At 31.8% G+C, this 17,797-nt stretch carries 17 protein-coding genes and 1 pseudogene; 2 read left to right on the forward strand and 16 right to left on the reverse strand.

The features are described from left to right. Positions 1–73: 73 nt before the first annotated feature. From AC22L0_RS11960 to AC22L0_RS11995, 8 genes are all read right to left on the reverse strand, one after another. Complete coding sequence (locus tag AC22L0_RS11960; protein WP_000483298.1) at positions 74–874, reverse strand: hypothetical protein; 801 nt, start codon at positions 872–874, stop codon at positions 74–76. A 120-nt stretch (positions 875–994) separates the two neighbouring features. Next, positions 995–2,374 (reverse strand): alpha/beta hydrolase family protein, encoded by a 1,380-nt coding sequence (locus AC22L0_RS11965; protein WP_487272273.1) that lies wholly within the window; start codon positions 2,372–2,374, stop codon positions 995–997. Between the two features lie 438 nt (positions 2,375–2,812). Further along, complete coding sequence (locus AC22L0_RS11970; RefSeq protein WP_249268305.1) at positions 2,813–3,370, reverse strand: TetR/AcrR family transcriptional regulator; 558 nt, start codon at positions 3,368–3,370, stop codon at positions 2,813–2,815. Positions 3,371–3,671: 301 nt separating this feature from the next. Next, a complete protein-coding gene (locus AC22L0_RS11975; protein ID WP_487272274.1) occupies positions 3,672–4,622 on the reverse strand; it encodes a magnesium transporter CorA family protein in 951 nt (316 codons plus the stop codon). A gap of 294 nt (positions 4,623–4,916) precedes the next feature. Beyond that, positions 4,917–5,942, reverse strand: coding sequence for a ParM/StbA family protein (locus AC22L0_RS11980; protein ID WP_087965137.1), 1,026 nt, complete (start codon positions 5,940–5,942; stop codon positions 4,917–4,919). A 35-nt stretch (positions 5,943–5,977) separates the two neighbouring features. Beyond that, positions 5,978–6,379 carry a hypothetical protein gene (locus AC22L0_RS11985; protein WP_000683210.1) on the reverse strand — a complete coding sequence of 134 codons (402 nt, stop codon included), beginning with the start codon at positions 6,377–6,379 and terminating at the stop codon, positions 5,978–5,980. Positions 6,380–6,464: 85 nt separating this feature from the next. Further along, positions 6,465–6,851 carry a YflT domain-containing protein gene (locus AC22L0_RS11990; RefSeq protein ID WP_000549439.1) on the reverse strand — a complete coding sequence of 129 codons (387 nt, stop codon included), beginning with the start codon at positions 6,849–6,851 and terminating at the stop codon, positions 6,465–6,467. Between the two features lie 335 nt (positions 6,852–7,186). Beyond that, positions 7,187–8,725: an alpha/beta hydrolase gene (locus tag AC22L0_RS11995; protein ID WP_140160691.1), complete on the reverse strand. Its 1,539-nt coding sequence runs from the start codon at positions 8,723–8,725 to the stop codon at positions 7,187–7,189. 573 nt (positions 8,726–9,298) lie between these two features. Here AC22L0_RS11995 and AC22L0_RS12000 point away from each other — a divergent pair. After that, positions 9,299–9,664 (forward strand): YxeA family protein, encoded by a 366-nt coding sequence (locus AC22L0_RS12000; RefSeq protein ID WP_087965135.1) that lies wholly within the window; start codon positions 9,299–9,301, stop codon positions 9,662–9,664. Between the two features lie 87 nt (positions 9,665–9,751). Here the strand turns inward: AC22L0_RS12000 and AC22L0_RS12005 are convergent, their stop codons facing one another. The 5 genes from AC22L0_RS12005 to AC22L0_RS12025 all read right to left on the reverse strand — a co-directional run bounded on the left by AC22L0_RS12005 (position 9,752) and on the right by AC22L0_RS12025 (position 13,874). Next, a complete protein-coding gene (locus tag AC22L0_RS12005) occupies positions 9,752–10,462 on the reverse strand; it encodes an alpha/beta hydrolase (RefSeq protein WP_087965133.1) in 711 nt (236 codons plus the stop codon). 103 nt (positions 10,463–10,565) lie between these two features. Further along, a complete protein-coding gene (locus AC22L0_RS12010; RefSeq protein ID WP_065703722.1) occupies positions 10,566–11,021 on the reverse strand; it encodes a TspO/MBR family protein in 456 nt (151 codons plus the stop codon). Between the two features lie 97 nt (positions 11,022–11,118). Then, the gene (locus tag AC22L0_RS12015; RefSeq protein ID WP_087965131.1) at positions 11,119–12,549 is read right to left on the reverse strand and encodes a cryptochrome/photolyase family protein; all 1,431 of its coding nucleotides are present in this window, start codon (positions 12,547–12,549) and stop codon (positions 11,119–11,121) included. Positions 12,550–12,621: 72 nt separating this feature from the next. Then, positions 12,622–13,443 (reverse strand): SDR family oxidoreductase, encoded by an 822-nt coding sequence (locus AC22L0_RS12020; RefSeq protein WP_044793057.1) that lies wholly within the window; start codon positions 13,441–13,443, stop codon positions 12,622–12,624. 5 nt (positions 13,444–13,448) lie between these two features. Then, positions 13,449–13,874, reverse strand: coding sequence for a MarR family winged helix-turn-helix transcriptional regulator (locus AC22L0_RS12025; RefSeq protein WP_001061041.1), 426 nt, complete (start codon positions 13,872–13,874; stop codon positions 13,449–13,451). 309 nt (positions 13,875–14,183) lie between these two features. On the opposite strand from AC22L0_RS12025, the pseudogene AC22L0_RS12030 reads away from it, so the two are divergent. Continuing rightward, a pseudogene (locus AC22L0_RS12030) lies at positions 14,184–14,444 on the forward strand (DUF3841 domain-containing protein); the annotation flags it as partial. 65 nt (positions 14,445–14,509) lie between these two features. Here the strand turns inward: AC22L0_RS12030 and AC22L0_RS12035 are convergent. The 3 genes from AC22L0_RS12035 to AC22L0_RS12045 all read right to left on the reverse strand — a co-directional run bounded on the left by AC22L0_RS12035 (position 14,510) and on the right by AC22L0_RS12045 (position 17,768). Then, positions 14,510–15,850, reverse strand: coding sequence for a sensor histidine kinase (locus AC22L0_RS12035; protein ID WP_487272275.1), 1,341 nt, complete (start codon positions 15,848–15,850; stop codon positions 14,510–14,512). 116 nt (positions 15,851–15,966) lie between these two features. After that, a complete protein-coding gene (locus AC22L0_RS12040) occupies positions 15,967–16,653 on the reverse strand; it encodes a response regulator transcription factor (RefSeq protein WP_001168370.1) in 687 nt (228 codons plus the stop codon). 533 nt (positions 16,654–17,186) lie between these two features. Further along, a complete protein-coding gene (locus AC22L0_RS12045; RefSeq protein WP_087965127.1) occupies positions 17,187–17,768 on the reverse strand; it encodes a PadR family transcriptional regulator in 582 nt (193 codons plus the stop codon). Between the last annotated feature and the right edge of the window lie 29 nt (positions 17,769–17,797).

The raw sequence follows: 17,797 nt of genomic DNA on the forward strand, positions 1-17,797 counted from the left end.
ATAGCGTTTTTTTACTCGTTCAGTACTTAGTAGGTATAACTTTTTATATTTCAAATGACTTTTCTCTCTAAAATTATTTTTCATACAAATTTTCAGATTCTAAAAAATCTATAAATTTCTTATAATGTGTCACTGTTCTTTCTAAAGCAATCATTAAAACAAATATAAAATAAATTGCTTGAATTCCATTCATATAATTAAAGAGTGATTCAAATATATATACAATACTTGCAATCATAGAACAAAACCATAAATAAAATTTCATTTTCAGTTTTTTAATTTTTTGCTTAGTTGTCTTACAAGGCTGGCCATGAACTCTTATAAACAAATAAATTGCTGTATGCAAAATAATAATTGAAAATTGGAAACTTCGATTGTCCTCTGAACTAAATTCAGAGAAACCTATTTCTAATGAATGTAATACTATCCAAATAGAAAACAAAGATAGCACGAAGACATATAAAAAACCAAATAATAATTCAAAAATAAATAACCAAGGTTTATTTAATATTGAGTAAAATGGATTTAGATATTTTATGGTTAATAAAAATTTCTTCACTAAATCAGTAATAATAATTGATGTATTAGTTATATTCATATAGAAAAGTAATGTTATTGGAACCAATAACATTATAGCAATGCCCCAAATGGTAATCTTAATACCGGATAAAAAGAAAACAGCTCCAAAAATTACAACTGAAAAAATAAAAGTTGATATTGGAACAAACATTAAAAATATAAGAGTTCTTATTAAGATTAACTCCCCTAAAAAATCTTTTATTATGAAAACATGTATTTTTTCCTCCTTGTAATTCTTCACAGTTTCAACTATTTCTTTCTCGGATAAAAGAAAATACTTCAATCTATTAAACATAAAAAAACTCCTTTATATTAATTTAAAAAAGATTGCCCTCTGTATGCTACAGAGGGCAATCTTTCTTGATGATTAAAATATATACCCAACTGTTAGCAAATATATTAAAAGACATTGTCATTAATTCACTTTAAATTTCACTTCTGGGTATTTGGAGTCCAATTTTTCAAGCGCAGAGCTATCGTCTACCTGTTTCACATATCGATCAAAAAAAGCGAGACTGAATTCGTTTATAATACGGTGAACGTATCTTGGATCTTCATCTAAGCTTCGTAACAAAGGAGAGAACAAATGAAAATCAGTGAAACTCGTATGATTGGTATGGGGAATAACCATTGACATGCCACCACCTGCAAGTGCATGGTCACTACGAACTTTTCCCTCTAAAAAATCTTTCGTGGAATCATCACTAGTCTCTGCATTCATAATCAAAAACGGTTTTCCAACTATAGATTTCGGAACATTTTCCCCATATAATGTACCATCCATATTGATGGCTGCTTTGACACGGGAGTCTTCCACTAACACTTGCGCAGCTGTAGCTCCACCATAAGAATGTCCAAACATTCCAATTCGGGATGTATCCATTCTTCCTGTAAAGCGATTATCTTTATCGCTTTGGTTAAGCTTCTCTATTTGATTAAGTACAAAAACAACATCTTCCTTCCATAATTTGATATGGCGATCTCGTTCGGCAAAATCAGTTAAATTGATCGACTGTACAAAAGCGGTTCTGCCATCTGGAAAGACGGTAGCTGCAGCATCATAGGTATGATCAATTCCTACGACGATGTAACCTTGGCTGGCCAACTCCTCCACCTCAAACGTGTTTTGATTGCGAAAACCGCTTAAACCATGGGAAAAGAGTAGGACCGGATAACGTTCCTCTGAATCTGACAATTGAGCTTCCATGAATGCATTCGACTTCATCAAGCCTAGATGATGAAACGCGAATGCTGGAATAGACAATGATTTTTCCAACCCCTTGGCAATCTCATCCGAGTTATGGATATAAGGTGCGCGATTCATCTCTCCTTTTTCTTTTGCAGGATACCAAACCTGAACCATCAGCTCGCGCCGGCCGTTCAAATCTTTCATATAAGGTTCTTCTCGATTATAATCAATCCAATGATAAAGTGTAGTACCAACCTTGAAGGGACCGCTCGTTTTTTCAAATAAAACTACCGGCATGAGGGAAGGAAGCATGACCGCAATAGTCAAATAAATGACCAGTAGCGCTGTCTTGACTGTGAATGCCCCACAACTTTTAACGTTCTTTTTTGATTCAGCAAATAGATAGCAGCTTGTTAAAATAAATGGGGACAAATAAGCAGGAATCATCTGCCAGCGATACCCTTCTACGATAAGCTGCACCACAACCACACAAAAGGCAACTGTTAGAATGAAGACAGACCATTGTTTTATTTTCTCACTAAAAAACAATATACAGCCTAGAATACTAAAATTCACAATGATTATAACAGTCTCAAAAAAATCCATTTACATTCCTCCTATACCCGTATTTTATCTTCAAGGACATCCCAGCCAAATTGAAAAAACAATTTAAAATTACAAACTTTTCGTTTCCATCTCTGATTATCTTAATTCGTACCTTCAGTACCAAAAAATTATTTTCGGTACTCATTTTATATTATACCGAAATCTTCCAGACTGTAAAGTATAATTACCCTTAAGTAAAATCGACATAAAGTGAAACTTTAATCAGTGGGATTTTCTTCATCCCCCACTGATTATCAGCCCTCACCAATCGGACTTTTATGGGCAGTTGATCTCCCACCTAAATTCTTTGCTTTCACTGAATTTTGAGGTAGGAATCTTACTGCCCATCAAAGCGGGATAAAAATAAAAAATGAGCGGGGCTACGTTAACCTGTATGGTTATTGTGACCCTACTCATTTTTTTATGTAGAAGTACTATTTAATCCTTACTTGTGATTCCATGCAATATGATATCGGCCATCATTGCAAGTGACTCTTGTAGAGTAATTTGGTTAGAGGCTATACTCCCCTGTTCAAAAATTGATTTCATTAACGTTTTGAGTGTTTGGATTAGTACTGGAATGTCCAATGAACGTAAAACACCGCTATTGATGCCCTCTTCAACTAGCCCAGTAATTACCTCCCATTCTTCATTTATGCCTTGTTCTATTTTTGCCCACTGCTCTGGATGGTAACGTCGCAGTTCAATCAGTAAACGTACGAAGCTGTGCTGAAAATCCTTAGGCACAATTAAAAGAATCCCTTTTAATTTTTCCGGTATGGTCAAATTCGAATTATCGATAATTTCCCGAAAACGTATTTGGGCTTCTTCATTTATTTGCTCAACTACATAACCAATAAGCTCGTCCTTAGATGGAAAATGCTCGTAAAGCGTACTTTTGCTTACACCTAGATCACGAGCTAAATCACTCATTGTGAATTTTATTCCCCTTACATGAAAAAGCGCAATAGCAGTTTTGGCAATCCGATCTTTCATCATTTATTCACCTCATACCAAAATAGTAAAGTTATTATCTCTCCAGTACTATAATAGTACTTCGAGTACAAGAATAGTTTAACTTTTTATTTCTTGAAGGTCAAACGTGATGAAGATGATGACATTTCACCTCATAGCCTTTAAATGAAAATATTATGTTTTTTATGGAAACCAAGTTTATTTTTATCATTGCGGAGACATCAAAACTTTAACTTGATGGGGATATGGCACTACCTCTATTAATAAATATTACTAACCATATATCTATGGTTCATACCTATCATATTTTTTATAAACAGGATCAATTAGATTTAAAAAAAGATTTCTTTTTCTTTACTCGTAATAAATCACCTGTCCACCCTTTGAATCGCATATACATATACATACCCCCTGTTGTGAAAATAATAAATAAGAGAGCAATTAAATAGCTATATTTCCATTCAAGTTCAGGCATGTATTTAAAATTCATACCCCATAATGCTCCTAAGGCTGTCAAAGGCGTACTTACAGCAGTTAATACAGTAAGAGCTTTCATAATTTCATTCCCACGATGAGAAGAAACAACTTCTTGTAAATGAATCATCGTGTCTAATTCTTCTTGGTACTCTTTAACGAGTTGTAATCCACGCTCTAATTTTACGTGCGTTTGTTTATAACAAAGGGTGTTTGTTAGTTTTTCTAACCAAGCTTCTTTTAGGCCTTGTAACACTTCTTGTATTAAGCGAAACACATGTGTGTTCATAAATAATTCATGACGAATATGATAAATCCTTTCTAAAACTGCTATGTTATTATGATGATAAAAATCCCATAACACATTTCTGAAATTGTTTTCAAAATAGTCAACCTTTCGTAAATAGTGAGATATAAATATCGATAAGATGGCACATAGTCCTTCAGCGGAACTATTACAATTTTTTATACCTATAGGGAAATTATGTATTAATTCTTGAAAATCCTCTTCCTCTTTTTCTTGGACCGTTATCAGTATCCCATGAGCTACGAAATAATGAAGAAATTTTTGAATTTTGGCGTCCTTTTTATCTTGATCATATAAAAACGAACCATATACACAAGTTTGACTTGGTGATAACGTATAAACATATAATCCATTTTCACAAGGAGAACTTATTTTCTTTACAAATTGAGAGAAATAAAATGTTACATCACGGGGGATTATAGAAGAAAATTCTTCAAACTCACTAGTTTTCACATGATACCAACTCCATTTCGTCATTTTTATGCATTCCATATTATTCTTCCTTTCTAAATAGTTTTATGTTTGATCGAATCATATCCGTAATATGAAATTTGTATGTAGGTATCCATATCTTGGAGGAAAAGTTTTTAAATCATCTAAATTACAAAATAAATGCATAGGAGGTCTTATTCTTTAAAAAGGAAGACCCCCTATATATTAGTTATTTTTATTCTCAATTTTAAACATTTCCTCTATACAAGCACTTTTTATCTTTTCTTATTTATATTTGGAAAAGAAGCCACACAATTTGGCACGTCTATTCAACGAACTCCATTTCGGTCGTCATTATAATTTGGATTTATATGCAGATTGATTGGTGATGTCCTCAAATACTTGACTTCCAATAATATAGTATCCATGAAGCGCGGCCTCTTTTGAAGCGTCTACCATACGGAAAGAAACAATTTCACCTTGCATTTTTTCAATTTGTTTTTTGTGGAGATCTACTATTCCTCCTGTCCAAATAATAGTATCATACTGGTCTAACTTAAATTGTTTTTGTAATACACGCATGATGTCTTGGAAATGTGTATCCAACTCTTTTTGAATTAAAATATCCACCTGACTTGTCTCATAATTTTCTTCTTTATCTCCATATCCTTTTTCTAATATTTTTGGCATGTCATTAATATGCAATTGATTACTTTCACCCGCATGATTCTGCAGGATATTCTTAATATTTTTCAAAGGCTTGCTACATCCTAGTTCCGTCTCATAATGATTTAAAATGACATTCTGTTTCATATCTGTCATTTCTAATGTACGAAATCCACCATCAATAATTAAGATGCGATCTTGTTCCTGAATGATTCCCTCTTTTAAGAAATAGGCATGTAAAGCGATCGGTTGCTGAAGAATCAAAGCATTTTCAACCGTAATATTAATAAATTTCCCATCAATTTGTACGGAAGTTTCTTTTTTTAGTGCACGTTGTAATTGCTCATGCTGACTACCAAAACAAGTGACTGGAAGCCCGGTAACAACTAAAGGTAACACGACATTTTCTTTATAATCCTTTGCAATGCAACCAAATATTTGTTGTTTAAACTCTTCGCTTTCATAATAATTTTCTATTTCTTCGTCAAATGGAGGAAGAAATGAAGCGTCAGATTGATGTGCTTCATTTCCCATGTAGTATGCAAAGTCTAAGTCTATAAAACTTACCTTTGTTAAATCTTCACTTTCAGCATGATTAGGTACAGGAGCTAGTGTGGCAGCTTCACTCTTAATCGTCACCTCAGAATCTACATCCTGTCGATATGCCCGCTTAGTAAAACCAATTCCTACATCAATTGCATACAGAGATTTCATACTTTTTTCCTCACTTTCTCTTTTTAGAATTAAATCTAAGCACTCTCTTCTTTCCCTTCTTTCACATATTTCTTTTCATTTTCCGTTTTTTCTCCGTCTAGGTTCTTACTATTTTGTTTTATTTCATTATCCTTTTCATCTTTTTTCTTTTTGTTATTTTCGTTTTCTGTTAAATCTTTAATAGTAGAAATGACAACCGGTGTGGCTGTAAGCAGTTGTGGTAATGTTTGTTTTGCAACATTAGCTGCAGTTACAGAGAATTGTTTACTTGTCTCGGTTACCTTCTCTAATGTTTCCTTTATGTTTCCTTCTTGTAGTTTGTCTTTTACGCTTTTTCCTTTTGTTTGTATAGCTTTCCGATTTTCTTTTTTTAACAGAGATACTATGACTCCGGTCGTAATCCCAATCACAGCATATTTAAATATTGTATGTTTCATTTTTCTCACCCTTCTCTACTTTTATTTTCTTCCATGCTACAACCTAAAATAATTAACTTATCTATTTATCAGATATTGCAATCTATTAGAGAGAATGATAGTTTTGCGGCTGCCTATCACTCGCCGTTAGTGTTTCATCTGTTACTAGAAGTAAAATTCTCCCTTGATCTAGTTTTTCTTCATATAAGTTAGCTTCCTCCTTCGACAACCCCATTTCCTCCATTTGATTTCGGAGCTCGTCCCCTTTTTTGGAGAAAAAGTTGATAATACTTGTGCCCAACCCTTGTTCTTTTACTCCAATCGTATTTGTGTTTGTATCATCCGCAATCTTTTTTGTTATATGTTTTTCATGTGTTAAGACGTAAATGTCATCTTGGTGAATCCCTTTCAATTCTAGCTCTTTTACTTTCATAACTACTTCCTGTTCATTTTGATATTCATAAACCACCGGTTTTCTTTCATTCTTATGCATCGTATTTTTCCTCCCTTAGATTTTTTATTTTCTTATTTAGTTGTTATGTAATATGTAATACACCTATTTTAAAGATGTTAAACCTAAATTTTCAAAAAACTTCACATGATAGGTTATTAATGTTTTTGAATATCAAGGAAATGTCACGAGCACTTTGCTTTGATAACAGCGTTACAAATAACGCTTTATTTGGAAGACAAGTCCATTATTTTATAGAAATCATAGAAAAATAAAAAAGCACTCCTTTTCAAAGAGTGCTAAAAAAAACATATAACCTAATAAAAATATTTCTATTTTGATTACAGAAAGAAAGTCTTTATTAAAACATATGGTTGCTAATTTAATTGCGATCTGCCTTGCACCCAAGCAGCAATATCATTTATAACATACTCAGGAATATTAGCAGGACTATAATATTCATCCGGTTTACTTATTTCCCCATCGCCCTCTGTAAAGAAATGATTTAACTTTGGATATAGTCGATAATCAACGTTATTTCGTTCTTTTAATTGTTCTTTCCAAAGAGGAATTTCGATTTTTGATTGAACTTGATAGTCTCTTTCTCCTTGAATAATAAGAAGTGGTGTCTTTTGTTCTTTTGATATTTCTGCTGCTTTAATTTTCCGAATAGAATCCCAAAATACTGCTGATCCTAAGTAAAAATCTTTTGGAGGATTCTGACCAGAGAAATTTGGATCATTTAATAATTCAAATTGCGATTTGTAAAATTTATATTGCTCCTGGTTCATTGCTCCAATAGAAAAAAGATACTCAAATTGATCTAAAACAACGTCTTGAATCGTACGAGCTGGTCCACCCATTACAATTGCCCCAGCAATATTTTGATTTTGGTCTTTTTCAATCATTTTCGGAAGCATCATTCCACCTTGACTATGACCAAGAATATATATTTGACTCTTATTTATTAGAGGCTCATTTTTAAGAAATTGAGTTACAAGAAGAGCATCATCTGTTGTCTCTTTATCAACTGTATAGAAGGGACTGAATTGTGTTTTCAGCCCATGTTCATACGTTCGTTTATTATAGCGAAGGACAGCAATTCCCTTCGATGCAAGACCTTCAGCTAAATCGCGAAATGGTTTTAAAGCAAACGCTGTTTCATCCTGATCAGTTGCTCCTGATCCTTGAACAAGAATAACCGCTGGAAAAGGACCATTTCCTTTTGGAACCGACAATGTTCCTGGTAATGGAAATGCACCACTTCCAACTACTACTTCTTTATCAACAAATGATTCAGGCTTACTATATGATGGACGCTCAGCAACAGGACTAAACGACATGCTTAGTTGAAAATCGTCTATTTTTCCAGATGGATCTAGTTTAATTAGTAAAGGTACAGTCATTTTTTCAAAAACTAATTGAATCTCCACATTTGTATGAACAGGATTTGTCTCTTTTTGTGTAACCTCTCCAATTTCTATAAAAGAACCTGCTTGTAATTGAACTGGCAGTCCCTCCCAATAGCTCTTCAACCATTCTTCGGATATTATTTTCTGTAATGACCTTGAGGTTAAATCAAATGCAGATTTATAATCTTCACTATTCATATGGCGAATAAATGAAAGAGTAGTAGATATAACAGGATTTTCATCATCACTATTGTCTATTTTTTTTATATTTGTGTTTACTTCCTTTAATTTTGAAATAAATTGGTAGTTAAATGGATTATTATATGTATTAGGATATAAATTTGTTTTCAAAATTTCCGTATTCCGTGCCTTATACAAATTTGAAGAACTCTTAAAATTTTCAGGTGAAATTACTTCCTCCGCATATGAGACTGAGGGAATTGCTATTGTAAAAATTGCACTGATAAGTAATAACTTATTACTTATTCTTCTTTTCTTACCCATACCTATTGATTCTCCCTTCAAAATTTAAAATTTCTAATACAATATGCCAACTATAAGGAAAATAAAAATTACCAAAGAGATTAATAATCTATTTTACGATCCCCCTCTCAAGTTAAAAATCTATCATTAACAAACTTCAATAAAAAACGCCTTCCCCCTCTTTTTTTATTGTTGGATTTTCCAATGACCTAGAAGCACAGCACGAAATTACATGTAACCGACCCATGAGATTCTCTGTTTCAAAAGAAAAAAGCACCCCACTAGATGCTTTCTTTAATTGTTCTCACTATCATTTATTCAGGTAATTCTCTTATTACTATAAGATAAATTCATTCTATTTCCTAAACCTCACTTATTTCTTAATTCACTCATACCAATATAAAACCTAATAACCTACCATCAAAAAATAAAGAAAATAGGTTATTTGGCTATTCATTTCGTAAACTTAATGCTCAAATTAGTTTTTTTCACAAAGTTAAACTTTATTAAGAAAAACTTAAAGAATTTCCCTCTATATTCATAAGAACTTTTTTCTATACTCAAAAATGTAAATAGACAAAAGGAGAAACGATCATGAAGAAATTTGTAATTTGCATACTAGGAATAGGCCTCCCTATATACTTACTACCTTTCATATTACGCGGAGATTTAGACAGATTTAATCCGATTGCTGAAGAAAAAAATGTATATGCCGTTGCGAAAGGATATGGTGTTCCAGATTATCATCATAAAGGAAAAGCTATGTACTCACTAAAAGCTGTTGACGAATTAAGTAATGAAAAAGAATATACAGTTGGAACGAACACGCCTAATGATTTTATAAGAAAAACTTACTTAAAAATTCATGTGAAAGGAAAATATGTGTATTCTTACGATATTATTTCTAAAAAGGATATTCCTGAGAAAATAAGGGGACAATTGGAGATAGCAAATAAATAAAAGAGCCAATTCATACGATTTGGCTCTTTATTCTCTCTCCCATCTACCGTTTGGATAATTCTTTCGGTAGATTTATTAAATTCGTTATCATTGTTCCAATAACCATTGTTCAATTACTTTTACTGTTTCATCTCGTTGTGCTTTTGCCGTAATTAAACTCGCATTATCACCTTTTTGCTCACCATACATGCCAAAATGAGCATGGTTTCCCCCTTTTATCATGTGCATAGTTGTATTTTTCGACATTAACTTTTTATTGTTCTCTATTTTTTCTAGAGTTGCTAAAGCATCTACTTCTCCATAAATTGATAACATCGGAATCGATTTTGTAGAAAAGTCATCTGCAGGATACGAACCTAAGAAAATGATTCCGTGTACCTTGTCTTCATGCTGAGAGGCATACTTAGAAATCATAGCTCCGCCCATTGAATGCCCCGCAACATACCATTTTTGAACTTCAGGATACTTTTCAATTACACTATCTACCTCATTTATTCCAAATATCGCTAAGTTTAATGGTAACTTAGGCATTACTACAAAGTGCCCATCTTTTGCAAGAGCTTCTCCTAAGTAACTATAAGCCTCAGCTTCTACTTTAGCTCCTTGATAAAAAATAACCCCTACTTTCGCATCTTTCGCTCCAAAAACGATATTATCTTCATCTTTTTTATCATCTACTAACGACAAAGCCTCTTTCGTCGGTTTATAAGTAAACTGAGACCAAGTCAAAAAAGTAATACTTCCTATAATTAAAATAGCTAGTAAAGAGTACAGCATAATTTTTATCCATTTCTTCACAAAGATGACCTCCCTAAGATGTATATATTCCATATTTCGGATTATCATTAACACACATAAAAACTCGAGCATTTTTATTATGCTCAAGTTTTTAGTTCCGTCTTTAATTTATACTATAAATTGTCCAAGATAAATATGTAGCAAATGCAGACCATAAAAAATACGGAATTAGCAACCATGTCGATACCTTAGATAATTTGGAAGAAACCACTATGAGAAGTAACGTAGTAATAGCGACAAGTAAACAATCTACTGTTGCTAAAAACAAATTCTTTTGGCTAAATTGAAAATAGCTGAACGCTTGATTGAATATATAATTTAAAAGGAATAAAAACCAAAATGTTTTTGGCTTGAATCCATAGTTGTTGTAAATAATTGCAACTGATAATGCAATAAGTCCAAATAATACAGCCCATATCATTCCGATTGTCATACCAGGAGGTGTCCAAGACGGCTTTTCTAACGCATCATACCAAGTACGATCAATAGGGAATAAAACACTAGAAACATAAAACAAACCATATGTTAGTAAAAATACTATAATACTAGATTTTTTCATAAACATTCTCCTTTTTACTAGAAGATTATAGAAACTTTATATGATTAGTATGTCCTTATAATGGATAAAATTCTAAATACATATTGTTTAACCTATTTCATACAAATTCTTTCATATTTTTATATGCACAAAGGGCTCTCTCTCGTGCTGCCTTATGATCAACAATCGGATAAGGATATGTATTCCCAAGTTTTATATTGGATTTTTGTAAAATATGCTCAGGTGCTTCCCAAGGTTTATGTATATATTTGTTTGGGATATCTCTTAATTCTGGTACCCATCTTCTTATATACTCTCCATTTTTATCAAACTTTTCTCCTTGTGTGATAGGATTAAAAATACGAAAGTACGGTGATGCATCTGCTCCACTTCCAGCAACCCATTGCCATCCCATTGTATTATTTGCAATATCAGCATCTAGTAGTGTATCCATAAACCATTTTGCACCTTCTTGCCACGGAATTAACAAATGCTTTACAAGAAAAGAGGCTACAGCCATTCTTGCCCGATTATGCATAAAACCGGTTTGCCATAGTTCTCGCATTCCCGCATCAATAAACGGATAACCAGTTTCACCCTTCTGCCATACTCTTAATAACTCCTCTTCCTTATTCCACGGAAAATGTTCAAAGTTTTTATTAAGAGGTTTATATGCTGTAAACGGATAGTGATATAGCAAATAATAAGAAAACTCTCTCCAAATTAATTGGCGTATAAAACTAATCACTTGTTTTTCAAAAAAACTACATTGTCTTTCGGTACTTTTATTTATTAAGTAGTGATACATTAACTTCACTGATATTTGGCCAAATGAAAGATATGGCGCCAACATTGAATGAGCATTTTGATTTGGAAAATCTCTTCCTTCACTATAAGAGGCTAATTTACTAGAGAAAAATTTCTTAAATGTTTTGTATGCCCCTTCCTCTGTAGGCTCCCATATTGCTTCCATATGAGATGTCCACGGTATAGTCGGCAACAAGTGTAATTCTGAGACAGATAAGCTTGCTGGTAAAGAGCTTCCCCACTTTATACTCTGTACTCTGCTAATAGGTTTAGGTATTACCTGCTTTTGAAATGCATTGTAAAAAGGCGTAAACACCTTATATTCAGTGTTATCCTTCTTTTTTATAATCCACGGTTCTAATAATAAATGCGAATTAAATTCCTTACAAATAATACCTTTATCTTCTAATATCATTTTCATTTTTTGATTAGATTTTAACCTGTCTGGATCATAACAACTATTCCAATATACAGCCGTTATATCTAATTGTTTTATGAGAGAAAGTATTTCTTCCTGTATATTTCCTTTGCGGATTATTAAAGTAGAGCCCAATGCCTTAAGTTGCTTTTGGACATCTATTATAGCATGGTGTAACCACCACTTTGCCGCACTTCCTATTGAAAAAGTTTCATCTTGTACATATACCGGAAGAACCTCCCCGGACTGAACAGCCTCAAATAGAGCTGGGTTATCATATAAACGAAAATCTTTTTGAAACATAACGATAATTTTGTTTTGCATGGCTATCCCCTCTTACTCTTAAAACATAATAGATTCTTTATGTGAATAATCCTCTTTTTTACTTTTGCATTATTATATTAATAATTCTTTGTAATCGTAAACAAACGTTTCCATAGTTATTGGACTTCTATCTAGTAAATTCGATAAATCTGATGTGACTTTTTTAGCTAACCCTAATTTTGCAGTTGTATATATTCCAATCATAACCCAAATAAAGTCACTGTTAAGTCCCTTTTGAATCATTCTTTTTCTAAATTTAAATATACTTGGATTTGTATAAGTAATATCTTTATTTATTATTTTTGAAATAATAGCAGCAACTTCATAATATGTTAATGCCTCATTTCCCGTTAAAGAATAAGCTTTAAATTCATGTCCCTCTTCGGTTAATATTTTAGCTGCAACTTCTCCAATATCCCGTACATCTATAAAACTTGTTTCCCCTTTACCAGCAGGTACTTCAATTATTTTTTCATTTCTTAATTCATCACCATGTTGTGATAATAAATTTTGCATAAAAAAACTCGGTCTTAGGAATGTGTAAGGGATCCCAGAAGCCTTTATCATAGCTTCAATTTTAGCATGAGGTACTATCGGATTTTTTTCTACACCTAATAAAGATAAAAATACAATGTGTTTTATACCTATTTCTTTTGCGGCATCTACAACAGGCTGGAAATACTTTTTTGCATCAGCTAGATGTGGTGGTCTTATTAGAAAGATTTTAGTAACACCTGTTAAAGCCGCCTTTACAGATGAAGGATTTTCAAAATCAAAATACACTCCTTCAGTTTCTCTACTGCGCGTTGTGACTTTGAAAGTAGCATTTCTTTTTATTAGGCATTTTACAACCTCTTTTCCTACATTCCCTGTAGCACCTGTTACTAAAATCATTTTAATCACCCTTTATTTTTTTGTAAATTTTGAATCATACTTTGCAAAACTCGAACTGTATTTTCTACTTCCTCTTTAGGAATACTAGCTGTAGCATTTTTTATAACTTCATCGCTTACATTTTCTATCTCCTGTATTAATGTCTTAGTTTCATCTGTTAAAAATATTAAATGTGACCGTTTATCTTTAGGATTATGTTTTATAAGAATCCATTCTTTTTGCAATAATCTTTGTATAATCCCGGTTACTGTTGGACGGTCTGCTAAGAGCCTTTCAGCAATCATAGCTGGGGTGGTTCCATTTGGATAAAGAGATATATCCTTTAACACAGACCATTGCTGAGCTGTTATTTTATATTCTTTTAATTGATTTGATAATTCTGTTTTCGTCATTATACTTACCTTGTGTAATAAATAGCCTAAATTATTCATATAACCCCCAATATAGTTAGCACACTAATTATATAGTTAGTATACTAACTATAATGTGTAATTACAAACTTCAATTAATAGTTTATATATAAAAGATATATCAAATTCTTATTTTGTACTATTTCATATTATATTTAAAATCTTCTTTAATCCTGTTTTGCATGTATTGTACACTCTATATACAAAGGTTATTCCTTGCTGTTACTTTAAATAAGCATTTACAATTGTATCTAGCATAGGTATTTCTTATTGTCCGATTAGTCATATTTATTCTTAATTCTGCAAAATAAAAAGAAACTGGAGAAAAATATAGGAAAACAATTTGATAAACAGTCAAACTTAAATACATTTATTGATTCAACAATCCTATGGACTTTTCAAAACAAAAATGCTATAAATACACTTTTGAATGAAGGTAAGCTTATAGCCAATCCTATTTTTGTTAGTAAAGAAGATTGCACAGCATATAAATACATTGTAAGACACATGAAACAGAAAGGTATTGACTTTACTATAGATTTCCCCATTTGGGCATGGCATTCATGCAATGGTTACAAAAAGAAGCCTACTATTGTTTATAAATGCTTTATTTAAGCATTTATATTAGTTACATAATGAAAATTCTTAAATAGTTTTTAAACATTTTTTAAAAGTTGTAATTCTACATGTATCGTAAGACTATTTCCATGACTTTCAGCCCATACTTTGCCCTCATGCAATTCAATTGTGCGCTTTACAATTGCTAAACCAATTCCGGATCCGTGTATTTGACTCGACCGTGATTTATCAACTCGATAAAACTTCTCAAACATCTTGCTTAATTCTTGCGCTTCAAGATGATCTGTTTTATTTGTAATACAAATAAATGCCTTATCTTCTTCTTTTTTTAGTTCCACTATTACTGTTGAATTTGAAAAACTATATTTTTCAGTATTAGATAGTAAATTATCAAATACACGCACCAGTTTTTCTATATCTGCCCATACCCAAATATCCTTATTAATGATATGTAGTTTAACAATTAATTGCTGTTTTTCAAAAATCGGGATATACTCTCCTACTAGCTGACCTAACAAATTGCCCAATTCTACTTTTTCTTTTCTCAACTTAACATCAGGTAAAGATAATTTTGTGTATTCAAACAATTCATTAATGAGAGTTTTTAATTTTAATGTTAAATTATACGTATTTTGAATATACATTTCTAATTCTTCTTTATTTCGATATTGTTTTTCATTTACTAATGCTAAATATCCAATAATAGACGTTAAAGGGGTACGCAAATCATGAGAAATATTGGTAATAAATTCACTTTTACCTTTCTCAATTGCTCTCTCTTTCTCAAAACGCTCCCTTAATTGACTAGCCATCCAATTAATATTATAAGCTAAAGAAGATAATTCATCTTTTCCTTTAACACGTATGGAATGTTTCCAATCTTTTTTTACAATCTTTTGAATACCTCGTTCAATTTCTTTAATGTATCTTGTAATAGGGATCATAAACAGCAAAAATAAAAGGATGAAAATTAATATACTGCTCACCAAAGCAAGTAATAAATTTTGATTATATTGAGTTGGTGAGATTGTTTTATTCGAATTTGGAGATTGTACCATTACATATCCAATTCCATCTTGAAATGAAACTGGTGAAACAAACAATATGAACTTCTCAAACAAAGGATTTCTGACGTTTGGTGTAACATTTAATTTCTCCTGTAATAATTCCTGTGGGAGATTATCCTGCAATTGAAAATTATGTGAACGATAGATAATATGGCCTTTATAATCTAATACTAAAAACCTTAAATTTTCATTCTTCTTTTGGATAGATTGAATCATCGGTATAACTTGTTCTATATGCCCAGATTCCAAATTACGCTTTTGTATATCATTAGTTATCCCTATCGCTATTTCCCTTATTTCGGCTTCTTTTTCAATCTGTTGATTATAAGAAAGTAGATTTGCACTTTTCATTGCTATGAGAAAAAAAGTAACAACCGCAACGATGAAACAGAGCAAAAAAATTAAAATAAGCTTTATATTTAAGCGTGTAGAAAAGAATATATTATCCCTTAATTTCGTACGATCGATCATACTCTATAGCCAACTCCCCATACTGTTTTTAAATAAACAGGCTGACGAGGGTTTTCTTCAATTTTTTCCCGTATTTTAGTAATATGAACCATGACTGTATTATCTGATTTATAAAATGAATCTTCCCAGACCATCTCGTATATTTTTTCTACACTAAAAACCTTTCCTTTATTTCTCACTAATAAAGAAAGTATGTCAAATTCCTTTGGAGTTAACCTTACTTCTTCATTTCTAATGAAAACTTGTCTTGTCTCCTCGTCTACCTTAAGATGGCCTATTTCATGAATAAATTGTTTTACTTCTTCTGTTTGATAAACACGATATCTTCGTAATTGAGATTTAATTCTTGCCATTAATTCAAGTGGATTAAACGGTTTGGTAATGTAGTCTTCTGCCCCACTCATTAATCCCTGGATCTTATCTATATCCTCATCTTTAGCTGACAAAAAAATTATAGGCATTTGATACTGTTCTCTTATTTTTAAACAAGCCTCTATGCCATCCATTTTCGGTAACATAATATCTAAAATGATTAAATCAATTGTTGTATTTCTTAAAGTTTCTAAAGCTTCTATAGCATCCGATGCATCTATAATTTCATACCCTTCATTTTTTAAATAAATGGATACGATTTTTCTTATCTCTATATCATCATCTACAATCAAAATTTTTTCTTTCTGCATCATATTTTCTTCCTCTCTGACATCTCGTTCTATGCTGTAGTATTATACATTTAGTTTTACCTTACACGTATAAAGTGAAACTTTAATCAGCCCTCACCAATCGGTCTTTTACGGGAATCCCGCCCCCCACCTAACTTCTTTGCTTCCACTTAATTTTGAGATGTGGGTCTTACTACCCGTTAATGCGTGATAATACACTTTGCTTTTTAAACATATTGAAGAAACCATCTGTTTTGCAAGTTGATTTGAACTGGGTAAAATAGCCCCCTACGATCCGAGGCCGCTTCACATACTCTTACATAAAACAAATAACATTCATAAATTCCTCTCCAATGTTAATTTAGAACATACAATCAATCTACTGAAAAAATCTTAATTTTCACCCTACAAAAATATTAAGATTTCTTAACATTGAATGGAGAATTTACATATTAAAAATGGACAGTTCCCTATACTATTAGACCTGTCCAAATTAACGTTTTTAATTTATGAATTAAAATATTATACTTTTCTTTATTTTATAATATCTGTCACTATAAACATTGATTTTCTATCTCTCTAAGTACATCATTTCCAATATTATCTATCTTTTCATTTTTTATAGTGTTATATAAACCCTGTAAAACTTTTAACTCTGTTCTTAAATGTAAAATGACACTAGATAATATATATAACTTAGCTACACTCTCTTTTCCACACTTCTCTTCATATACTTTTTGAAGGGTAGTAAGATATATCGTCAGTTGAGAAATTTTAGTTTTTAGCTGTTCTAGAATTAATTCTTCTTCCCCATATTGTGCAAAAAGTAGCGCTTCATATATAGGACGATGCATATCCTCTTTCTTTATCATTTGCTCTAATAATAAATGTTCAAATTCTTGTTTACCACTTTTAGTAATACCGTAAATAGTCCGTTCAGGACGTTGTTCATTACGAATAATATCAACAACCTCTATAAAACCCTTCTTTTCAAGTTGCTCAAATGTATAATATAAAGAGCCTTTAGTAATTTTTATATAATATTTCATTTCACTATTTTTTAAAAGTTGCTGGACTTCATACGGATGCCTATTTTTCTCCATAAGAAGACCCAGCATAAAAAGCTTTGTATTCATAACTCTCCACTCCTTAATAACCTATACCA

Source organism: Bacillus sp. LQ01, assembly GCF_057624735.1.

Coding starts and splice junctions, on each gene's coding strand:
- AC22L0_RS11960 (WP_000483298.1), bottom strand. CDS start 874: ATGTTTAATAGATTGAAGTATTTTCTTTTATCCGAGAAAGAAATAGTT.
- AC22L0_RS11965 (WP_487272273.1), bottom strand. CDS start 2,374: ATGGATTTTTTTGAGACTGTTATAATCATTGTGAATTTTAGTATTCTA.
- AC22L0_RS11970 (WP_249268305.1), bottom strand. CDS start 3,370: ATGAAAGATCGGATTGCCAAAACTGCTATTGCGCTTTTTCATGTAAGG.
- AC22L0_RS11975 (WP_487272274.1), bottom strand. CDS start 4,622: ATGGAATGCATAAAAATGACGAAATGGAGTTGGTATCATGTGAAAACT.
- AC22L0_RS11980 (WP_087965137.1), bottom strand. CDS start 5,942: ATGAAATCTCTGTATGCAATTGATGTAGGAATTGGTTTTACTAAGCGG.
- AC22L0_RS11985 (WP_000683210.1), bottom strand. CDS start 6,379: ATGAAACATACAATATTTAAATATGCTGTGATTGGGATTACGACCGGA.
- AC22L0_RS11990 (WP_000549439.1), bottom strand. CDS start 6,851: ATGCATAAGAATGAAAGAAAACCGGTGGTTTATGAATATCAAAATGAA.
- AC22L0_RS11995 (WP_140160691.1), bottom strand. CDS start 8,725: ATGGGTAAGAAAAGAAGAATAAGTAATAAGTTATTACTTATCAGTGCA.
- AC22L0_RS12000 (WP_087965135.1), top strand. CDS start 9,299: ATGAAGAAATTTGTAATTTGCATACTAGGAATAGGCCTCCCTATATAC.
- AC22L0_RS12010 (WP_065703722.1), bottom strand. CDS start 11,021: ATGAAAAAATCTAGTATTATAGTATTTTTACTAACATATGGTTTGTTT.
- AC22L0_RS12015 (WP_087965131.1), bottom strand. CDS start 12,549: ATGCAAAACAAAATTATCGTTATGTTTCAAAAAGATTTTCGTTTATAT.
- AC22L0_RS12020 (WP_044793057.1), bottom strand. CDS start 13,443: ATGATTTTAGTAACAGGTGCTACAGGGAATGTAGGAAAAGAGGTTGTA.
- AC22L0_RS12025 (WP_001061041.1), bottom strand. CDS start 13,874: ATGAATAATTTAGGCTATTTATTACACAAGGTAAGTATAATGACGAAA.
- AC22L0_RS12035 (WP_487272275.1), bottom strand. CDS start 15,850: ATGAAAAGTGCAAATCTACTTTCTTATAATCAACAGATTGAAAAAGAA.
- AC22L0_RS12040 (WP_001168370.1), bottom strand. CDS start 16,653: ATGCAGAAAGAAAAAATTTTGATTGTAGATGATGATATAGAGATAAGA.
- AC22L0_RS12045 (WP_087965127.1), bottom strand. CDS start 17,768: ATGAATACAAAGCTTTTTATGCTGGGTCTTCTTATGGAGAAAAATAGG.